The sequence below is a fragment of the Azospirillum sp. Marseille-Q6669 genome, assembly GCF_965111635.1.
Genome location: NZ_CBCOOP010000001.1, coordinates 1 through 20,035, shown reverse-complemented (window position 1 = coordinate 20,035; position 20,035 = coordinate 1). Strand labels below are relative to the sequence as shown.

Below are 20,035 nucleotides of genomic sequence, written 5' to 3'. Positions count from 1 at the left end.
CCCGTCAGGCGCTGTTGCGCAGGGCGGCCGACCGCCGCGTTACCGGAACCACGTCCTCCGGGATGGTCCAGCCCTTGCCGGGGATGGCGTCCAGGAGGGTGCGGGTGTAGGCGTGCTGCGGGTTGCCGAACACCTCCTTCGCCGGGCCGATCTCGACGATGCGGCCCTTCTGCATGACCGCGATGGTGTCGCAGATCTGGGCGGCGATGCGCAGGTCGTGGGTGATGAACAGCATCGACAGGTTCAGCCGGTGCCGCAGATCCTCCAGAAGGTCGAGCACCTGGGCCTGCACCGACACGTCGAGCGCCGACACCGGCTCATCCGCGATCAGCAGCTTCGGCTCCAGCGCCAGGGCGCGCGCGATGGAGATGCGCTGGCGCTGCCCGCCGGAGAACTCGTGCGGGAAGCGCTCCGCCGCCGAGGCGTCGAGCCCGACGAGCTTCAACAGTGCCTTCGCCTTGTCGAGCGCCTTGCTGCGGTCCTCGCCGAAGGCCACCGGCCCCTGGGTGATGATGTCGCCCACGGTGTGGCGCGGGTTCAGCGAGGCGTAGGGGTCCTGGAAGACCATCTGCACGTGCCGCCGGTAGGGCCGGAAGGCCGGGCGCGACAGCGACAGAAGATCGACGCCCTCGAACAGGATCTTGCCCGAATCCGGCTTGATCAGCCCGACGATGGAGCGGCCGAGCGTCGATTTGCCGGAGCCGGACTCGCCGACCAGCCCGACCGTCTCGCCCTGGTGGATGGTCAGCGACAGGTCGTCGCCCGCCACCACCTTGCGCCCCGGCGTGAAGAAGCCGCCGCCGAGGTGGAAGGTCTTGCACACCTTCTCCGCCGTCAGCACCGGCTGGCGGGCGCGGGTGAAGTCCTCGCGGTGCTCGATCAGGTGCGGGACGGCGGCGATGAGCTGGCGGGTGTAGGGGTGCTTCGGACGGTTCAGGACCTCCTCGGCGGTGCCGATCTCGACGATCCGGCCGCGCTGCATCACCGCCACGCGGTGGGCGATCTCCGCCACCACGCCGAAGTCGTGGGTGATGAACATCACGCCCATGCGGCGCTTGGCCTGGATGTCCTGGATCAGTTCCAGGATCTGCTTCTGGGTGGTGACGTCGAGCGCGGTCGTCGGCTCGTCGGCGATCAGGATGTCCGGCTCCACCGCCAGCGCCATGGCGATCATCACGCGCTGGCGCTGGCCACCCGACAGGCGGAACGGGTAGCTGCGGCGCAGATGGTCCGGCTCCGGCAGGCCGACCGAGGCGAGAAGCTCCACCACGCGCGCCCGGCGGGCGGCGCGGTCGAGCGTGGTGTGGTAGCGCAGAACCTCGTCGATCTGGTCGCCGACCCGCATCAGCGGGTTCAGCGCCGTCATCGGCTCCTGGAAGATCATGGCGATGCGGCCGCCGCGAAGCGCGCGCTGGTCGCGCTCCGGCAGGCTGAACACGTTGGTGCCCTGGTGGCGGATTTCGCCCGACGACACCGTCACCGCCTTGGGCAGCAGGCCCATCACGGCGTGCGCGGTCATCGACTTGCCCGACCCGGACTCGCCGACCACGCAGAGGATTTCCCCAGGCTCCAGTGTGAAGGTCAGATCCTCGACGGCATGCGGGCGGTCGGCGCCGCGCGGCAGGTCGATGGTCAGGTTGCGGACGTCGAGGAGAGGCGTCTCGGTCATCAGGAACGGCCCTTTCGCGCCAGCTTGGGATTCAGCGCGTCGTTCAGCCCCTCACCCACGAGGTTGAGGGCGAGCACGGTCAGAAGGATCGCGATGCCGGGGAAGAAGCTCATCCACCAGGCCTGACGGATCACGGTGCGGGCCGCACCCACCATGTAGCCCCAGCTCATCAGGTTCGGATCGCCGAGCCCGAGGAAGGAGAGGGAGCTTTCCAGCAGGATCGCCGTCGCCACCATCAGCGAGGCCGACACGATGATCGGGGACAGGCTGTTGGGCAGGATCTGGCGCCAGATGATCGTCATGTTCGACTGGCCGGTGGTCACCGCAGCGTGCACGAACTCGCGGCTGCGCAGGCTCATGAACTCGCCGCGCGCCAGCCGCGCCAGCGGCGGCCAGGAGACGATGGCGATGGCCAGCACGATGGAGGTCAGCGACGGCGTGAAGATCGCCACCAGCACCACGGCCAGCACGAAGTTCGGGATGGTCTGGAACAGCTCGGTGAAGCGCATCACCAGATCGTCGACGCGCCCGCCGTAGAAGCCGGAGACGGCGCCCAGGAACACGCCGATCAGCACGGCGACGGCGGTCGAGGTCAGCCCGATCAGCAGCGACACCCGCGCCCCATGGGCGATGCCCGCCGCGATGTCGCGGCCCAGCGTGTCGGAGCCGAGCAGCGCATCCTCCGACAGCGGCGGCTGGAAGGGCATCGCGGTCATGTCCCACGGGCTGTCCGGGTACAGCACGTCGGCAAAGGCCGCCATCAGGATGATCAGGGTCAGGAAGGCCAGCCCGATCACCGCGCCCTTGTTGCGGGCGAAGGCGTTCCAGAAGCCGGAGCCCTTGCGGGCGGGGGTGATGGCCGCGGCGGTCATGGCGCCACCTCGATGCGCGGATCGACGAGGGAATAGATCAGGTCGGTCAGCAGGTTGAACACCACCACCACCACCGAGGTCAGAAGGAAGATGCCGAGCAGGACCTGATAGTCGCGCTGCAACACGGCCTCGAAGGCGAGGCGCCCGATGCCGGGGAGCGCGAAGACGGTCTCGATCAGGATGGAGCCGCCGATCAGGTGGCCCGCCTGGAACCCCGCCACCGTGATGACGGGCAGGATGGCGTTGCGCAGGATGTGCACCGATACGATGCGCCATTCCGGCAGGCCCTTGGCCCGCGCCGTCTTGACGAAGTCCATGTCGCGCACCTCCAGGATCGAGGCGCGGGTCAGCCGGGTGTAGACGGCCATGTAGAAGAGGCCGAGCGTGGTCACCGGCAGCACGAGGTGCTTGGCCCGGTCGAGGAAGGCGTCCCAGCCGGTGTAGCCGGCGCCGATGCTCTCCGTGCCGAAGGCGGGCAGCCAGCCGAGATTGACCGAGAAGAGGAGGATCAGCATCAGGCCGATCCAGAAGATCGGCGTCGCGTAGGCGGTCAGGCCGACCACGGTGATGGCGGTGTCCGACCAGGTACCGGCGCGCATCGCCGCCAGCGTGCCCAGCGCGATGCCGCCCAGCAGGGCCAGCACGAAGGCGGTCAGCGTCAGCGACAGGGTGACGGGCAGGCGGTCCATCAGCAGGTCGAAGACGGGGCGCTGCTGGCGGTAGGAATAGCCGAGGTCGGCCTGCACCACCTTGGACATGTAGGTGCCGAGCTGCTCGTACAGGGGGCGGTCGAGGCCGAACTGCTGGCGGAGCTGTTCGACGAACTTGGCATCGGCGGCCCCGGCCTCGCCCGCCATCACCGCGGCGGGATCGCCGGGCGCTGCGTGGACCAGGAAGAAGTTGAACACGGCGATCGCCAGAACGACGAAGACCGCCTTCACCAGCCTCTGTGAGATGAATAGGGCGATGCGGGGCATGTTGTCACTCCCGGGATGCGTGGTGCCCCCTCCCTATCCCTCCCCCGCTTCGCAGGGGAGGGGATTGACCTCCCTCTCCTGCGAAGCGGGGGAGGGTTTGGGTGGGGGCAACAGCACCCCTCCTGTTCAGGCCCGTTTGCTCAACAACCCCTTCAGCACGCGCGACAGCAGGTCCGCGAGTTGGAACTGCTCCGGTCCCGGCAGGGCCCCGATGACCGCGGCGAAGTCCTTCAGCGGATCATGTTCGAGAAGGGCCAGCGCCTTCTCCGTGGGGTGAAGCTGCACGACGCGGCGGTCCTCCGGCACCGGGACGCGCGTCAGCAGTTCCTTCGTCACCAGGACCTCGACCATCTGGGACGCCGCGCCGCGGGTCGTCGCGTGAAAGTCGGCGAAGGCGGACACCGTCCGCTGACTGTCGTTGGCGCGCGCGAAGTAGCGCAACGCCGTCCATTGCGACGGTTTCAAGCCCTGCGTATAGCCCATGCTGTCGGCGATATGGCCGATGTGCATCATGACCTCGGCAATCGCTTGCGCCGAAGCCAGGGACGGCGGGCTTTTCGACATGGCAGCGGGGTCTCGACAGTTGCCAGAATAAACAAGCGCTGCACAGCAAGTGCCGGCAACGAGTCTGTACGTTTCAGAGACTATACAAACACCAAACTAACATACCCCAGTAGGCAAGTCCATGACTCCCCACCCCCGACGACGAGCCGCACACTACGGTATCGGGAGGGTAAACGAAACATTGACCTCAAACCTCATTCAGCACAAGGTGTCGCACCCCCCTGTGGCGCCGTGCGGATTACCGGACAGGTGCGGAGACAACGCAGGGCACCTACCACCTCGTGTCGGAGCTGCGCCGCGCGTTTTGTCTGGCGTTGCGCCGCGACTCGCCTATATATGCGCGCCATGACCAGCACGCCCCCGTCCATTCCCGGTTTCAAGACCAACCCGGCTTCCTCCCCCAAGGTGGGGATCGTCAGCCTGGGCTGTCCCAAAGCGCTCGTCGACTCCGAGCGCATCCTCACGCGCCTGCGCGCCGAAGGCTACGAGATCTCGCCGTCCTACGACGGCGCGGACGTCGTGCTGGTCAACACCTGCGGCTTCCTCGATTCCGCCAAGAAGGAATCGCTGGAGGCCATCGGCGAGGCGATCAAGGAAAACGGCCGGGTCATCGTGACCGGCTGCATGGGCGTGGAATCGGACATGATCCGGCAGGTCCATCCGGACGTGCTGGCCGTCACCGGCCCCCACCAGTACGAGCAGGTGGTCAACGCGGTGCACGATGCCGTGCCGCCGGTCCACGACCCCTTCACCGATCTGGTGCCGCCGGAAGGGCTGCGGCTGACCCCGCGCCACTACGCCTATCTGAAGATTTCGGAAGGCTGCAACAACCGCTGCAGCTTCTGCATCATCCCGTCCCTGCGCGGCGATCTGGTCAGCCGTCCGGTCGCTTCGGTCCTGCGCGAGGCGGAAAAGCTGGCGACCGCTGGCGTCAAGGAACTGCTGGTCATCTCCCAGGACACCAGCGCCTACGGCGTCGACCGCAAGTACGCGGAAGAGGACTGGTACGGGCGCAAGGTGAAGGCGCGCTTCATCGACCTCTGCCGCGAGCTGGCGAACTTCGACGTCTGGGTGCGCCTGCACTACGTCTACCCCTACCCGCATGTGGACGAGGTGATCCCGCTGATGGCGGAGGGCCGCATCCTCCCCTATCTGGACATCCCGTTCCAGCACGCCTCCCCCACCGTGCTGAAGGCGATGCGCCGTCCGGCGGCCCAGGAGAAGCAGCTCGACCGCATCCGGAAGTGGCGGCAGGAATGCCCGCATCTGGTGCTGCGCTCCACCTTCATCACCGGCTTCCCCGGCGAGACGGAGGAGGACTTCCAGTTCATGCTGGACTGGCTGAAGGAAGCGCAGCTCGACCGCGTCGGCTGCTTCAAGTACGAGCCGGTCGAGGGCGCCACCGCCAACGACCTTCCCGGCGCCGTGCCGGAAGAGGTCAAGCAGGAGCGCTGGGAGCGCTTCATGGAAACGCAAAAGGCGATCAGCGCCGAGCGGCTCCAGCAGAAGGTCGGGTTCACGCTCGGCGTCCTCATCGACGAGGTCGACGAGGAGGGCGCCATCGGCCGTTCCTACGCCGATGCCCCGGAGATCGACGGCAACGTCTTCCTGAACGGCGAAACGAACGTGAAGCCGGGCGACATCGTGGACGTGACCATCGAGCACGCCGACGAATACGACCTCTGGGGCTCCATCGAGCGCGCCGAGTAAGGGGCTTCGCCCAAAACAAAAGGGCCGGGGCGGCAACGCCTCCCGGCCCTTTTGCTTTTCGTTGACCTCAGTACAGCCGCCCGCCGTTCGGCACGCCCTGCCCGGGTCCGACCAGCACCACCTCGCCATCCGCGTCGGGCAGGCCCAGACACAGAACCTCGCTGGTGAAAGGGCCGATGCGCTTGGGCGGGAAGTTCACCACGCCCAGCACCTGCCGCCCCACCAGCTCATTGAGCGTATAGTGGCGCGTGATCTGGGCGGAGCTGCGCCGGGTCCCGATTTCCGGCCCGAAGTCGATGGTCAGCTTGTAAGCGGGCTTGCGCGCCTCCGGAAAAGGCTCCGCCGCGGTGATGGTGCCGACGCGGATGTCCACCTTCAGAAAATCGTCGTAACTTATGGTCACGGGTCTCGTCCCTGCCCTATTGCGGTTGTCACGGTTTCAATCGTCACGGGCAAAGCTATCATCGACGGCGGCGACGCTGAAACGCGAAAGGGCCGCCCCGGTGGGCGGCCCCTTGCGGCACTCTCCGCCTGAAGCGGAGCTTACTTCTTGGCGATGGCGGCCTTGACCTCGTCCAGGCTCTCCGACACGCGCTTGGACAGCACGTCGGCGGCCTCGGTGTTGGACTTGGCGACCAGCTCGGCCAGTTCCTTGATGTTCGACAGGGCCTTCTCGAAGGCGGTCTTCACCAGTTCGGCCTGCTTGGCGGCCTTCTCTTCCGGCGTGCCGGCGGCGGCGACCTGATTCACGTAGCTGCCGGCCTCCTCGACGGAGGAGCGGACGATCTCGGCCTGGCGGCGCAGCACGGCCTGCAGACCCTCGATCGCGAGCTGGTTGGCGGCGGTCACCGCCTCGATGTTCTTACGCTGGCTCGCCAGGATGGACTCGATGTCCAGGCCCGGCACCTTGTATTCGCCCAGCATCTTGGACAGATCGAATTCGAGGAACGGGTTACCGGTCTGCTTGGCCATGGTTCTCACCCCCGACGAAAGGATTCATTCGGCGTGCTGCGGCGCAGCAAACCTGTGGCGCGACTATGCAGATTGCCAAAAAGATAGTCAACGCCCTTGTGCGTCGCACCAGGGGCTACACTGCGTCCTACGGAACCTCAACCGGCGGACGCGCTTCCTGGTTCCCTGGTCGGTTCCACGGCGCCCTGCGGGGCTGTGGGCGATTCGGTTGCGGAGTCGCGTCCGGATCTGCGGCGTAATGCCCCAGCCCAGCGTTCCGCCCGCCGCAGTTCGGAATCGAGCGCCGCCATGGTCCGCGACAGGTCGGCGCTGTCGTCCTCCAAGAAGACGCGCATGACCCGCGCCTGCACCGCGCCCAGCCCGGCCACGAGCAGGGCGCCGCCGGTCCGGTCGGCCCCCACCCCGGCGGCACGCAGCATCCAGGCCATCGACCGCCCGAAATGACGGGAGAAGGCCAGCGCGGTCAGCGGCTCCCGCCGCAGGTCGCGGACGACCGAGCGCAACCCGTCCCGGTAGGGCAGCAAAGCGTCGTAACGGCGCATCATCACGTCGAACAGCCGGTCGCGGGCGCTCTCGTCCGGACCGGCTGGCGCGTCGTCGGCGAGAACCGCGGTGTCGGCGACCCGCGACACGGCGGCCAGCACATCGGAGCGATCGGGAAAGCGGCGGTAGAAGACGTCAGGCGCCACCCCCGCCGCCCGTGCGATCGCCAGCAACCCGGTGTTGCGCCAGCCCTGCCCGGCGGCGAGCCGCATCGCTGCGGCGGCCACCCGCCGATCCAGTTCGTCGGCGCCTCCCCCTCCCGCAGCATTCCCCGCGGCGTCGGGGGCGTCCGGATCGGTCTTCCAGGGGGTGTCGGCGGTGTCGTCCATGGGGTCGAGCCTCGTGGTCAGCCTATCCCCATGATGTGGGACGCCCGCGCCGCGCCTCAACCGGGGCGGCAGAAGGGGAAGGGCTCGACCCGCTTCATATAAGTGGGTATCCAGCCGCATTGGCCGGCCGGGTTGGGCAGGCGGATGGCCTCGATGGCGGGCCAGACCTGGGCGACCACCACCACCAGCGCCACCATGCCGAATATCCAGCGGCGCGTCCGGGTGCGCTCCAGAAGACCGGGCAGGCACAGCAGCACCCAGGCCGCGGCAAGCCCCATCAACGGGTCGGTGTAGGCGGCGTAGGCCCGCTGGAAGCCGCGCAGGGAGAACAGCGTCTCCAAACCCCAGGCGACCAGCAGCAGAAGCGCCGCCTGCGCCGCGGCCACCCGCTCCCCTCGGCGCCACAGGACGATGCAGCCGCCGATGATGAACCACTCCACCACGACGGTCTGCGGAATGTTGTCGGGGTGTAAGACGATGGTGCGGATCGCCAGCGTGCGCCACAGCCCCTTCGCCAGCAGCGTCACCAGCCCGTCGGAGAGCACCTGCTCCTGCCCCTGGAGCGCCACCTGATGCTTCCAGGTGGTGAAGACGAACATGTGCTCGATCAGGTTGGCGACGGCGATGACGTTCTGCTCATGCGGGCGGATCGTCAGGGCGAGCACGCCGAGCGCCAGCCCGAGCGCGACCGCCGCCATGGCCGCCGCCGCGTAGGACAGGCGCACCCGCCACACCGCCGCGTAGACGGCCATGCCGAGAAAGGCCCAGCCGACGATGATCCCCTGATAGACCCCCGACAATCCGCCGCCGACCGGACGGTAGGGATAGAGCGACTGGCCGGCGCTGGCGATGCCATGCTGGATCAGGGCCACCGCGGGCAGCGCCGCCGCGCCCGCCGCCAGAGCCAGAATCCCGGCGGCGATCCAGTATCGTCCGCCCTCCCCCGCGAAGCGGCGCCCGAAGGCCAGCGCAATCACCGGAATGCCCAGCGCCAGGAAGATCGCCTGGATCTTCGTCACCACCGCCAGTCCGGCCAGCAGCCCGGCCAGCCCGAGAAGCAGCAGAGGCCGCCATCCCGGTGCGGTGCGGATGGCGACCAGCACCAGAAGAAGCGCCGTCACCACGAAGGAGGCCGACAGCAGGTCGGTGCGCATCTGCCGCGCCTGGGTGGACAGGCCGATGCCGAAGGCCATCACCACGGCCGCCAGGAAGGCCACCCGACGATCGCCGACCAGCGCGCGGACGAGGTTGGCGTAGATCAGCGCGAAGCCGGTGGTGACGAGGATGGACAGAGCCCGCCCGGCCTCCACCAAATTCTGCCAGGCCGCGTTGTAGGCTGCGGTGTCGGCGGCGGGCGGCAGGCCGGAGAGGGTGATGACCGGCATCAGGCCAAGCGCGTGCAGCAGCCGGTACCAGACCTCGATCACCAGGAAATAGGTGTAGCCGGGATGGTCGAAATACTCCTGGGGCAGCCCCTCGCTGAACAGCAGCCCGTGATAGGCCAGCACCAGATCCTGGTCGGCGTGCGACCAGTAAGGGGTGCGGAAGCCTATCGCCAGGGCCGACGCCACCATCACCGCCGCCAGCGCCGCGCACAGCCCCCACCAGGGCCAGCGGTCCAGCACGCCGGTGCCGGGCACGCCGGCGGACCGGTTGGGCATGACCGTATGGGGTGAGGCGGCGCCGCGGTCCAAGGATGACATGATGGGAGTATGTCCAGAGGTTACACGCCACCGGTTTGTGCACGATTCCGGACGGTTTTGGAACCGCGGCAGCGGCGCGCTGTTTTTTGCGGACCTGCAACTCTTGATCGCTCAACCCCATCGCCAGAAGGAACGGTGCCAGCCCGATGCCTGATTCCGACGACCGCCCGTCACCCCGTTCCGCCGCCTTCGTTTCCCGTAGCGTCCAGGGCAACGATCCTGACGGGGCGGGACCGCCCTCCGCCGGCCGCGCCCTGGTTATCCTGCCGGTCCTGCCCACGCACCCCGACGATGGAAACGCCGCGGCGCGCCAGCCCGACGCGCGGCTCTCCGAAGCGATCGCGCTTGCCCAGGCCATCCGCCTGGAGGTGCCGCACGCCGAGGTGATCCGCGTCGCCCGCCCCGACCCCGCCACCCTGTTCGGGCGCGGCACCGCCGATCGGATCGGCGGCATGGTGGAAGCCTTCCACGCCGATCTGGTGGTGATCGACCATCCGCTCAGCCCGGTGCAGCAGCGCAATCTGGAGCGCCGCTGCATGGCCAAGGTGATTGACCGCACCGGCCTCATCCTGGAAATCTTCGGGGAGCGCGCCCACACCCGCGAGGGCCAGTTGCAGGTCGAGTTGGCGGCCCTCACCTACCAGCGCTCGCGGCTGGTGCGGTCCTGGACCCACCTGGAGCGGCAGCGCGGCGGTTTCGGCTTCCTGGGCGGCCCCGGCGAAAGCCAACTCGAACTCGACCGCCGTCTGATCGCCGAGCGCATCAGCCGCCTGAAGTCGGATCTGGAGGAGGTGCGGCGGACCCGCAAGCTGCACCGCTCCGCCCGGCAGCGCGGCGGCACGCCGCTGGTGGCGCTGGTCGGCTACACCAACGCCGGCAAATCGACGCTGTTCAACCGGCTGTCCGGCGCTGGGGTCGCCGCCGAGGACATGCTGTTCGCCACGCTCGACCCCACGGTGCGCCGGATCGCGCTCTCCTCCGGCAAGACCATGGCTTTGTCGGACACGGTGGGCTTCGTGTCGGAACTGCCGACCCAACTCGTCGCCGCCTTCCGCGCGACGCTGGAGGAGGTGCAGGCCGCCGACCTGATCCTGCATGTCCGCGACGTCTCGCATCCCGACACGGCGGCGCAGAAGGCGGACGTGGATTCTGTGCTGGCCGACCTCGGGATCGATGCCGCCAACGACCCGCGGGTGGTGGAGGTTTTGAACAAGACCGACCAGATGCCGGCGACGGCCCGCGGCGCGCTCCACATGCGCCTCGCCAACCAGCGGATGATGGAGGGAGAGGAACGGGCCGTCGCCGTGTCCGCCCTGACCGGGGAGGGGCTGGACGACCTGCTGGATCTTCTGGACCGCCGCGTATCGGCCGAGCGGCAGGTGCTGGAGCTGAGCGTCAACCTGTCGGACGGACGCGCCCTGGCGTGGCTGTACGAGCATGGGCAGGTGCTGGATCGCCGGGACGAGGATGGGCAGGCCCATGTGCACGTGGCCTTGGCCCCCGCCGACGCCGCCCGCTTCGAAAGCCGGTTCGTCGGGCAGGACAGCCGTTGACGGGGCATCGCCCGCGGTTTGGTCCGTCGTTTCGGATGGTTTGAAACCACTGCCTCTCTCCTGCGTTGTGACGGGAAGGCCGGTCCGTGACCCGCCCGGTCCGTGATCCGCCATGACCAGGAGGAGGCAACCCCATGAGCCGAAAGCCGGACCAGGATCGGGCCGAGCGTGTTCGCCGCCGCGCCCACGACATTTGGGAACGGGATGGTCGCCCCGACGGCCGGCATGACGAGCATTGGGCTCAGGCCGAAGCCGAGGTCGACGACGAGATCCGCGCGGAGCGGCAAAGCGAGGAGACGGAAAGCAGCGCGTCGGATGCCTCACCGAAACGGCGCTCCAAAACGGCCAGCATGAAGCCAAGATCGGAAAAACCAAAAGCGGCGCCCGAAGCCACTCCCAAGGCGGCTCCCAAGGCCACTCGGGGCGGCGGCACGCGGGCAGCGGCGGAGAATCTGTCGGCGGTGGCCGCCGGACGGACGGAGCAGACCGGCACCACAAAGACCGGCGGCCAGATCTCCCGAGGCGGGGCGGCCAGCGGAAAGCCGGGCAAGGCGGCGCGCCGGGACGCGTCGCGCGGCTGACGGGGCGGGGCGCTCCCCCTCCCCGTTCTCCGCAAAGCTCCTATGCCCCGCCTGCCGGAAAATGGGGCCCAAAAGGGAACGAGAGGTCTGGTTTCTGGCCTTCGGGATTGCTAGTGTTGCTGCCCCTGCGCATCCGCACGCAATGTTCGATCCCTGAGGTAGAGACATGCCGCATTATCGCTCCCGCACTTCCACGCACGGCCGCAACATGGCGGGCGCCCGCGGCCTGTGGCGCGCGACGGGCATGAAGGACGGCGATTTCGGCAAGCCGATCATCGCGATCGCCAACTCCTTCACCCAGTTCGTGCCGGGGCACGTCCACCTGAAGGATCTGGGTCAGCTCGTCGCCCGCGAGATCGAGAAGGCCGGCGGCGTCGCCAAGGAATTCAACACCATCGCCGTGGACGACGGCATCGCCATGGGCCACGACGGCATGCTCTACAGCTTGCCCTCGCGCGAGCTGATCGCCGACGCCGTCGAGTATATGGTGAACGCCCACTGCGCCGACGCGCTGGTCTGCATCTCCAACTGCGACAAGATCACCCCCGGCATGCTGATGGCCGCCATGCGGTTGAACATCCCGGCGGTCTTCGTGTCGGGCGGCCCAATGGAGGCCGGCAAGGTCAACTGGCGTGGCAAGACCAAGGCCGTGGATCTGATCGACGCCATGGTCGCCGCCGCCGACCCGACGGTGACCGACGAGGAGGCGGCGGTGATGGAGCGCGGCTCCTGCCCGACCTGCGGCTCCTGCTCCGGCATGTTCACCGCCAACTCGATGAACTGCCTGACCGAGGCGCTGGGCCTTTCCCTGCCCGGCAACGGCACCATCCTGGCGACCCACGCCGACCGCAAGGAGCTGTTCCTGGCCGCCGGCCGCATGGCGGTTGAGCTGTGCCGCCGCTGGTACCAGGAGGAGGATTCCACCGCCCTGCCCCGCGGCATCGCCACCTTCGAGGCGTTCGAGAACGCCATGACGCTCGACATCGCCATGGGCGGCTCCACCAACACGGTGCTGCACCTGCTGGCCGCCGCGCAGGAGGGTCAGGTGCCCTTCACCATGGCCGACATCGACCGGCTGTCGCGCCGTGTGCCCAACGTCTGCAAAGTCGCCCCGGCGGTGTCCGATGTTCACATTGAGGACGTGCACAAGGCCGGCGGCATCTTCGGCATCCTGGGCGAGCTTGACCGCGGCGGGCTGCTGAACCGCGACGTCGCGACCGTCCACGCCAAGACGCTGGGCGACGCGCTGGACCGCTGGGACGTCAAGCGCACCCAGGACGAGGGCGTCCACACCATGTTCAAGGCCGCCCCCGGCGGCATCCCGACGACCATCGCCTTCAGCCAGGAGAAGCGCTGGCCGGAACTGGACCTCGACCGCGACAAGGGCGTCATCCGCTCGGTCGACAGCGCCTTCAGCAAGGACGGCGGCCTCGCCGTGCTGTTCGGCAACATCGCCGAGAAGGGCTGCATCGTGAAGACCGCGGGCGTGGACGCCTCCAACCTCGTCTTCGCCGGCCCGGCCCGCGTCTTCGAAAGCCAGGACGCGGCGGTCGAGGCCATCCTGGGCGACACGGTCAAGGCTGGCGACGTGGTGGTCATCCGCTACGAAGGCCCGCGCGGCGGCCCCGGCATGCAGGAGATGCTCTACCCGACCAGCTACCTGAAGTCGAAGGGGCTGGGCAAGGCCTGCGCGCTGGTCACCGACGGCCGCTTCTCCGGCGGCACGTCGGGCCTGTCGATCGGCCACGCCTCGCCGGAAGCGGCGCAGGGCGGCGCCATCGGTCTTGTCCAGGACGGCGACCGGATCGAGATCGACATCCCCAACCGCAAGATCAACCTCGCCCTGTCCGCCGAGGAACTGCAGCGCCGCCGCGACGCCGAGAACGCCAAGGGCGCCGACGCCTGGAAGCCGGCCAACCGCAACCGCGTCGTCTCGCCTGCCCTGCGCGCCTATGCCGCCCTGACCACCAGCGCCGACCGCGGCGCGGTTCGCGACGTGTCGCAGGTCGAGGGCATCGCCATGAAGCGCTGACACGGCACCGAGAGCGCAACCGAAGGAACCAGATCCTTCCGGTTAAGACGTTCGGCAAGGTTGTGAGTGCTCAAGGCAGCAACGAACGGCGCCCGGCAATCCGCGGCGCCGTTTCGCTTTCCGGACGCAATGGATCGCGGAGGGCCATGCGGCAGTATGTCTCCGATCACCCCGACCTATCACCAAAAGAAGTGCAGACCCTTCACTTCAAAATCTGCCATTGTCTTTCCGCATGCCCCGGCATGCGGAAACGGGATCTGTGCTCCCTGAAACCAACACCACGGGGAAACCGATGGCGCAGCCGCGGTCAGTCGCTCGGGATGAAGCCGGGGCGCCACCCGATGGTGCCGCGTTCCAGCGCGCACTGATGGACATCGCGGATGCGTTGCACCGTGCCGAGGAAGGCATCGGCTCCATCCTTTCCCTGACCGCGTCGAACGAGGACGCCAGCCGCCTGATCGCCGCGCTTGTCCACAGCCCCGTTTCAGCCGGTTTCAGCATTCTGCGCTGGCCGCAATCCCTGTTGCCGCCGCTGGGGGGACCGGACGATCTCGAAGCGGTGGCCATCAGCCTTTTGCCGTTGGCCGATGGTCTTCCGGACAAGGCCCGTCAGGACATCGCCCTGGCCGCCGAACGCGGCGGCGGCGAGTTGGCCGGAGAGGCGATGCGTGGCCTGTTGGGCCTTCCGTCGCTTCAACCGCTCTGGATGGGGCTGGACGGCGTACAGAAGGCTGAATTCCACGTGGAGGCGCTGGCCGCCGCCCTTCTGGACCTGTGCTACGAACGCCCCGTGCTGATCGTCGTTGAAAACGCCCAATGGACGCGTAGCCTGACCGGGGCGCTGCTCGATGCGCTCGGCAACACCGTCGAGGACGCACGGCTGTGCCTGCTGGTCATCCGCTCTCCCGCAGCGTGCGAGCGGCCCGCTGGTTGGATGCCGCCCGGCACCGCACGACGCATCGTCCTGCCGGAACCGGACGGAGGGCCGGCCGAGGCCAATGGCGCCGGTCGGGATGATCCGACGCCGCACGCAGTCCTGTTGGACGCGCTGCGCCGCGACCGGCGGCCGGAACGGATCGAGTGGATGGCCCCACCACGCCCCGTTCGCCGGCAATTGGGCGCTGGCCTTCGCCTGCGCACGGCACGCCGGACGACGGGCTGAGGCGGACTGCCGCCCCGCCGACGCCGCCCGTCATTACCGGAATGCGCTTGCCGCGCTGGACCGTTTGCCCGAAACCCAACGGCACGCGCAACGCCGAATTGATCTGTGGACCGCTCTGGCCCGCACCCATCCGCCGTCGGACGGCGACGCGATCAAGGCGGCGGAGAAAGCCCGCATGCTCGCCGAAGACCTCGGCGACCGTTTGCGCGTTGCGCGCGCCCTGTCGCTCCTGGCCACGCTGCGCTGGGCCGGTGGTGATCTGCCGGGGGCCCGGCGGACCGGCATGCAGGCCCTACGGATTTGGCGGCGCGCTGAAAGCGCTGGGCAGCAGATGCAAACGCTCATCAAGCTGGGCCGCGGCTTGACCGAAGAGGGCCGTTTCCGCCACGCCGACACCATCCTGCGTGCCGCCGCCGCGTTGGCAGCGCGTGAGGAAACGTGCCGCCTCCACGGTCCGACCGCCTTGGCGCCGGTGTGCATCGCCGCGCACCAAGCGCGCTGCCGGGCGGAACTGGGCGAGCCGGAGGAGGCGCTACGGCTGGCCCTTGCGGCGCTTGCCCAAGCGGAAAGCAGCGGCCACGCCGCGTCCCGCACGCTGGCCTGTCTGCATCTCGGCTGGGCCGCCTTGACCGCGCAGCGCTACGCCGTCGCTGTGGAGCCTCTGAAAAGGGCCGTTGTCATCACCGAAACGATCCGGCTGCACGCCTTCCAGCCGCTGGTCCTCGGTGCGTTGGGCTATGCCCTTGTCCGCACCGGAGCGCTCAACGATGGAGCGTCCCTCCTGCTGGGCAGCCGGGAGCACGCGCGGATGCTCGGCATTCGGCGCCACGAGCCGCAAATCCTGATCTGGATCGCCGAGGCCGCGCTGCTCTCCGGCCAGCCGGAAGACGCCGTCCGCAATGCCCGTGACGCCGCCGGGAAAGCCTCTGCCTCGAGACAATCGGGCGACGAGGCCTGGGCGCGACTCGCTCTGGCTCGTGGGTTGGCCGCGCAAGGGGATATCGCTGCGGCCTTGCAGTCCATCGACGCCGCTGCCCGCATCGCCACACAACGCTCGATGGCACCGTTGCTCACCCAATGCACTGATTTTCGCGGAACCGTGACTTCAGCGTGAAGACCCTGGGCCACAAGCCAGGCAAACCTCACGAAGATCGAACTTAATTCGCCAGGCACCCGTATAAAAGGCGGTGCGTTCGCATACAAATCTCCATATCGTAGACGCTCTCCCCTGCGGACGGCATCGTCCGTTCCCTTGCTTCCGAGACGGACGACCGCTGCATATGACTCTTGCCCAGCTCACCCGGTTGCGCGGGCACAAGGGGTTGGGTTTCACGTTCGCCCTGGCGACCTTCGCCGTGGCTCTGCTGGCGCGCCTTACACTGGACGACCGGCTGCCGGCGGGGTTTCCCTTCCTGACCTTCTTCCCGGCGGTCATCGTCACCACCTTCCTGGCCGGGCTGTGGCCGGGCATCATGACCGCGCTGCTGAGCGGACTGGCCTCCTGGTATTTCTTCCTCGGCCCCAGCCACTCGCTGGAACTGGCGCCCGGCAGCGCTCTGGCGCTTGGCTTCTTCGGGCTGGTCGTGGCGGTGGACATTGCGGTGATCCACATCATGACCGTGGCGCTGGAGCGGCTGGCGGAGGAGCGCAACCGCAGCGCCCGCTTGATGCAGCAAACCCAGGTGATGTTCAGCGAGCTTCAGCACCGCGTGTCCAACAACCTTCAGCTCGCCTCCTCGCTGATCGCCATCCAGAAGTCCAAGGTCAGGGACCCGGAAGCCCGCCGTGCGCTGGAGGAGGCCGCCGGGCGGCTGTCCACATTGGGCCGTTTGCACCGCCGGCTCCACGCCCCCCATGACGGCCCGATGGATATGGAGCCGTTCCTGCGCGAACTGTGTCAGGACATCCTGAAGACCTCCGGGGCGGAGCGGATCGACTGCACGGTCAGCGCCGCCAGGTCCGACCTGCCGCCGGACACCCTGATTCCGCTGGCCCTGATCCTCGCCGAACTGGTCAGCAACGCCTTGGAGCACGGTTTCCCCGATGGCGAGGCCGGGCGGATCGTCGTTGATCTGCGCGCCGATGACGGAGATCTGGTGCTGACGGTGCGCGACGACGGTGCGGGACTTCCCGATGGTTTCACCCTGGCGCGCCCCTCCAGTCTCGGCCTGAAGATCGTCAGTTCGCTGGCCGCTCAGATCGGCGGAAGCTTCAGCATGACCGGATCGCGCGGACAGGGCACCACCGCCCGGCTGGTGCTTTCCCAGACCATGGCCTCCTGACGGGCGGCGGTGGACAGGGACGTGCCATTCCGGCAAAAGTCGCGCCCATGCCCATCCTCCCCACCTCATCCGCATCGACAGCTTCGGCGACCACGGCGGCGCGGCGTGTTGGCGTCATCGACACGGCACGCGGTGTGGCCCTGCTCGCCATGGCGCTCTATCACGGCTCCTGGGACCTGACCTATCTCGGGCTGGCTGATTTCGACCTGTTCGGCGATCCACTGTGGCTGGCCGCGCGCACCGGCATCCTTGGCAGCTTCCTGATCCTGTCGGGTCTCAGCCTCGTCCTGGCGGCGGAGGGCGGCATCGACCGGCGCCGCTTCCTGCGGCGCCTCGCCCTGCTGGTGCTGGCCGCGGGCGGCGTGTCGGCTGTGTCGATGGTCATGTTTCCGGACAGCCCGATCGTTTTTGGCGTGCTGCACCATATGGCGGTGGCGAGCCTGATCGGCCTCGCGCTGCTGCGCCTTCCCTGGCTGGTGCTTCTGCTGCTCGGCGTGGCGGTGATCGCGTTGGGCGAGACGGTCGCGCTGCCGCTGTTCGACGAGCCCTGGCTGCGCTGGATCGGGCTGATGACCTTCGAGCCGGAATCAAACGACTATGTGCCGTTGTTCCCCTGGCTCGGCGGCTTTCTGTTCGGGATGGCGCTGGGGCGGCTGGGGCGTCCAGCCCTGGCGAAACCCCCGGGTGGAGCGGTCGGGCGCGGGTTCGCCTGGGCCGGTCGACACAGCCTGGCGGTCTATCTGCTCCACCAGCCCGTGTTGTTCGGCCTGTTGTCCTTGCTGGCGATGGGAATTGGCGCCGACCCGGCGGATGTCCGCAGCTTCCAGACCTCCTGCGTGGCGACCTGCACCAGCAGCGGCGGGGAGGCGGCGCACTGCACCACCACCTGCCGCTGCGTGGCCGACGATCTGAACCGGGCCGGCCTATGGTCCGACTTCGTCCATGACCGGCTGAGCGCGGACGGCGCCCGCAAGGTCGACGGCGTCATTCAGAGCTGCGGCAGCCGCTGACCAGGAAAGCGCCGCGCGGGAAAAAGCGCTATGCCCGGCGCTTCCCCACCGTGTCGGCGACATAGGCGTCCCGATGGCCCATCGGCTTCGGACCGCGCCCATCCTCTTCCGTGGTGTCGCGGGCGGTCTGATGCTCGATCTCCGCGTTCAGCTCCGCCCCCATGAGGATCACGTAGGAGGTCAGGTTGAACCACAGCAGAAGCACCACGCCCGCCCCGACCGATCCGTAGGTCTGGTTGTAGCTGCCGAAGTTCGAGACGTAGACGGAAAAGCCCACCGAGGCGATGATCCACAACGCCGTGGCGATGGACGATCCCCAGGTGACCCAGCGCCATTTCGGCTGCCGCCGGTCCGGGCCGTAGCGGTAGAGCACGGCGAGCGCCAGGACGATCGCCACCGCCAGGATGGGCCAGCGCGCGAGGCTGGCGGCCCAGCCGATGGGAGTGTCCCGCAGGCCGAGAAAGTTGATGGCCGCTGGAACCGCCACGATCAGCGCCAGGGTCATGATCACAAAAACCAGCCCAGCGAGCGTCAGCACCAGCGATAGGAAGGCGAGCCGGAGGAAGCCGCGCCGCTCCTCCTCCCCATAGGCGATGTTCAGCGCGGTGATCAGCGAGTTGGTGCCTCGTGACGCACTCCACAGTGTCAGGGCAAGGCCGAACAGAACACCGAAGCCCAGACCTTCCCGCGGTGCCGACGCCACGTTGCGCGCCTGATCGCGCAGCACGTCCAGCGCCTCCGGCGGCAGCAGACCGGCCAGTTGATTGACCTGCTGTTCCACCCCCGCCGGGTCGAAGACGAGGCCGTACAGCGAGACCAGCGCGGCGATGGCCGGGAAGATGGCGAACAGGGCGTAGTAGGCCACCCCTGCGGCCACGATGGAGATGTTGTCCTTTCCCTGCTCCTCCCAGGTGCGCCAGAGAATGTCCTTCCAGCCCGCCTTGGGAATGTCGGAGGGCCGGACCGCCGACCGCCCCCGCCCTCCCATCTCGACGCGCGGATACTGGTTGCGGTGGCGACGGCTCAGCCCCAGCATGCCCCCTCCCTCACGCGACCGCTTCGCGCAGAGCGCCGACACGGTGACGCACCGTCTCGATTTCATGGAAATGGGCGCCGACGATCACCGTCAGCTCCTCGGGAAGGTCATCGTGCAGGCTGTTGCGGAACAGCCCCAGCGTTCCCTCCACACCGCTTTCCAACCCACGGAGCAGCCCGCCGCGCGTCCGTGCGCCACCCAGTTCCGTGTCCAGGTCACGCCAGACCGCGTGAACGGGAATCCGCAGATCCCGTCCACCGCCGCGGCGCACCAGTTCCGCTTCCAGGGCGGCGGCGCTGCGATCGAACTGACTGGCGACCTGGGTCAGCCGCGCCCTCAAGTCAGGGTCGTCCAGCACCATGTCGGCTTGGCGGAACCCGGTGGCCCCCTGGCGGCACGCGGCGACCAGAACGCTCAGCACATCTTGGATCGTCCCATCGGCGACCCGTCCCGAAGCGTGCCCTGAAACGGTCGGTTCGACCTCCGGCGTGCGCGATACGGTCCAGGCGAACCACAGGGCGCCCGCCGCCATCACGGCCAGCGGCCAGGGGTTGGAGCGGATGGCGCGCGCCATGCGCGACGGGTTGCCCTCCACCACGTCCCGCACCACCTCGATGACCCCCCCCGACATCTGGCCGGGCGACAGGCGGAACTCGATCTCGTCGAGAACCGCGTCCATACGTCCACGGATGGCGTGGATGTCCTGCTCGATCTCATCCGTCCCGCGCCGGCCCTGCGGCGCTGCCGGGGCGTCGGATGTGGGTGTTGTGTTTGCTGTGTTGCCCGCCGCGACGCCGCCCATGGTGTCGGCATACGGATCGGTGGCTCGGTTCATGCCGGCGACTCCCCCTCTTGACGCTGCCGCCAAGCAACACCGGAAATTGGCCGAAGGTTCCGGCTTGCGGCCGGGGTGACACGAGGGATCGGCTATTCAATCTTTTTAAACAGGCCGCGACCGGGAGCAGTACCCCGTCCTTAGCAAACCGCCACGAATCAGCTTGCCGAAGGGGTCTGAACGGATGGCCGGTCAGATGGTTAAA

18 protein-coding genes are annotated in these 20,035 nt (G+C 68.2%); 8 read left to right on the top strand and 10 right to left on the bottom strand.

The features are described from left to right. Positions 1–4 precede the first annotated feature (4 nt). The 4 genes from ACWPXE_RS00090 to ACWPXE_RS00075 all read right to left on the bottom strand — a co-directional run bounded on the left by ACWPXE_RS00090 (position 5) and on the right by ACWPXE_RS00075 (position 4,082). Positions 5–1,669 carry an ABC transporter ATP-binding protein gene (locus ACWPXE_RS00090; RefSeq protein ID WP_454016156.1) on the bottom strand — a complete coding sequence of 555 codons (1,665 nt, stop codon included), beginning with the start codon at positions 1,667–1,669 and terminating at the stop codon, positions 5–7. After that, positions 1,669–2,541 carry an ABC transporter permease gene (locus tag ACWPXE_RS00085; protein WP_454016155.1) on the bottom strand — a complete coding sequence of 291 codons (873 nt, stop codon included), beginning with the start codon at positions 2,539–2,541 and terminating at the stop codon, positions 1,669–1,671. Before ACWPXE_RS00085 ends, ACWPXE_RS00090 begins: the two co-directional genes overlap by 1 nt. Beyond that, positions 2,538–3,518, bottom strand: a complete 981-nt coding sequence (locus ACWPXE_RS00080; protein WP_454016154.1) for an ABC transporter permease — start codon at positions 3,516–3,518, stop codon at positions 2,538–2,540. Before ACWPXE_RS00080 ends, ACWPXE_RS00085 begins: the two co-directional genes overlap by 4 nt. A gap of 126 nt (positions 3,519–3,644) precedes the next feature. After that, positions 3,645–4,082: a MarR family winged helix-turn-helix transcriptional regulator gene (locus ACWPXE_RS00075; protein WP_454016153.1), complete on the bottom strand. Its 438-nt coding sequence runs from the start codon at positions 4,080–4,082 to the stop codon at positions 3,645–3,647. Between the two features lie 345 nt (positions 4,083–4,427). On the opposite strand from ACWPXE_RS00075, the gene rimO reads away from it, so the two are divergent. Further along, positions 4,428–5,792, top strand: coding sequence for a 30S ribosomal protein S12 methylthiotransferase RimO (gene rimO, locus ACWPXE_RS00070; RefSeq protein ID WP_237906086.1), 1,365 nt, complete (start codon positions 4,428–4,430; stop codon positions 5,790–5,792). A gap of 67 nt (positions 5,793–5,859) precedes the next feature. On the opposite strand, the gene ACWPXE_RS00065 is transcribed toward rimO, so the two are convergent. The 4 genes from ACWPXE_RS00065 to ACWPXE_RS00050 all read right to left on the bottom strand — a co-directional run bounded on the left by ACWPXE_RS00065 (position 5,860) and on the right by ACWPXE_RS00050 (position 9,339). Further along, on the bottom strand, positions 5,860–6,195 hold the full coding sequence (locus tag ACWPXE_RS00065) for a tRNA-binding protein (protein WP_454016152.1): 336 nt from the start codon (positions 6,193–6,195) through the stop codon (positions 5,860–5,862). Positions 6,196–6,335: 140 nt separating this feature from the next. Then, a complete protein-coding gene (locus ACWPXE_RS00060) occupies positions 6,336–6,764 on the bottom strand; it encodes a phasin family protein (RefSeq protein WP_145671869.1) in 429 nt (142 codons plus the stop codon). Between the two features lie 137 nt (positions 6,765–6,901). Further along, positions 6,902–7,636, bottom strand: a complete 735-nt coding sequence (locus ACWPXE_RS00055; RefSeq protein ID WP_454016151.1) for a TetR family transcriptional regulator — start codon at positions 7,634–7,636, stop codon at positions 6,902–6,904. Positions 7,637–7,692: 56 nt separating this feature from the next. After that, complete coding sequence (locus ACWPXE_RS00050; RefSeq protein WP_454016150.1) at positions 7,693–9,339, bottom strand: phospholipid carrier-dependent glycosyltransferase; 1,647 nt, start codon at positions 9,337–9,339, stop codon at positions 7,693–7,695. 146 nt (positions 9,340–9,485) lie between these two features. Here ACWPXE_RS00050 and hflX point away from each other — a divergent pair, with 146 nt between their 5' ends. The 7 genes from hflX to ACWPXE_RS00015 all read left to right on the top strand — a co-directional run bounded on the left by hflX (position 9,486) and on the right by ACWPXE_RS00015 (position 17,959). Continuing rightward, positions 9,486–10,892 (top strand): GTPase HflX, encoded by a 1,407-nt coding sequence (hflX, locus tag ACWPXE_RS00045; protein ID WP_454016149.1) that lies wholly within the window; start codon positions 9,486–9,488, stop codon positions 10,890–10,892. Positions 10,893–11,026: 134 nt separating this feature from the next. Beyond that, on the top strand, positions 11,027–11,473 hold the full coding sequence (locus tag ACWPXE_RS00040; RefSeq protein WP_454016148.1) for a DUF2934 domain-containing protein: 447 nt from the start codon (positions 11,027–11,029) through the stop codon (positions 11,471–11,473). A 166-nt stretch (positions 11,474–11,639) separates the two neighbouring features. Beyond that, complete coding sequence (ilvD, locus tag ACWPXE_RS00035; protein ID WP_454016147.1) at positions 11,640–13,505, top strand: dihydroxy-acid dehydratase; 1,866 nt, start codon at positions 11,640–11,642, stop codon at positions 13,503–13,505. 367 nt (positions 13,506–13,872) lie between these two features. Further along, positions 13,873–14,667, top strand: coding sequence for a hypothetical protein (locus tag ACWPXE_RS00030; RefSeq protein ID WP_454016146.1), 795 nt, complete (start codon positions 13,873–13,875; stop codon positions 14,665–14,667). A 64-nt stretch (positions 14,668–14,731) separates the two neighbouring features. After that, the gene (locus ACWPXE_RS00025) at positions 14,732–15,781 is read left to right on the top strand and encodes a hypothetical protein (RefSeq protein WP_454016145.1); all 1,050 of its coding nucleotides are present in this window, start codon (positions 14,732–14,734) and stop codon (positions 15,779–15,781) included. 166 nt (positions 15,782–15,947) lie between these two features. After that, entirely contained in the window at positions 15,948–16,949 is a 1,002-nt protein-coding gene (locus tag ACWPXE_RS00020; protein ID WP_454016144.1) for a sensor histidine kinase, read from the top strand. A gap of 47 nt (positions 16,950–16,996) precedes the next feature. Next, the gene (locus ACWPXE_RS00015) at positions 16,997–17,959 is read left to right on the top strand and encodes a DUF1624 domain-containing protein (protein WP_454016143.1); all 963 of its coding nucleotides are present in this window, start codon (positions 16,997–16,999) and stop codon (positions 17,957–17,959) included. Between the two features lie 28 nt (positions 17,960–17,987). Here the strand turns inward: ACWPXE_RS00015 and ACWPXE_RS00010 are convergent, their stop codons facing one another. Next, positions 17,988–18,995: a YihY/virulence factor BrkB family protein gene (locus ACWPXE_RS00010; protein ID WP_454016142.1), complete on the bottom strand. Its 1,008-nt coding sequence runs from the start codon at positions 18,993–18,995 to the stop codon at positions 17,988–17,990. Between the two features lie 10 nt (positions 18,996–19,005). Beyond that, the gene (locus ACWPXE_RS00005) at positions 19,006–19,830 is read right to left on the bottom strand and encodes a hypothetical protein (protein WP_454016141.1); all 825 of its coding nucleotides are present in this window, start codon (positions 19,828–19,830) and stop codon (positions 19,006–19,008) included. Between the last annotated feature and the right edge of the window lie 205 nt (positions 19,831–20,035).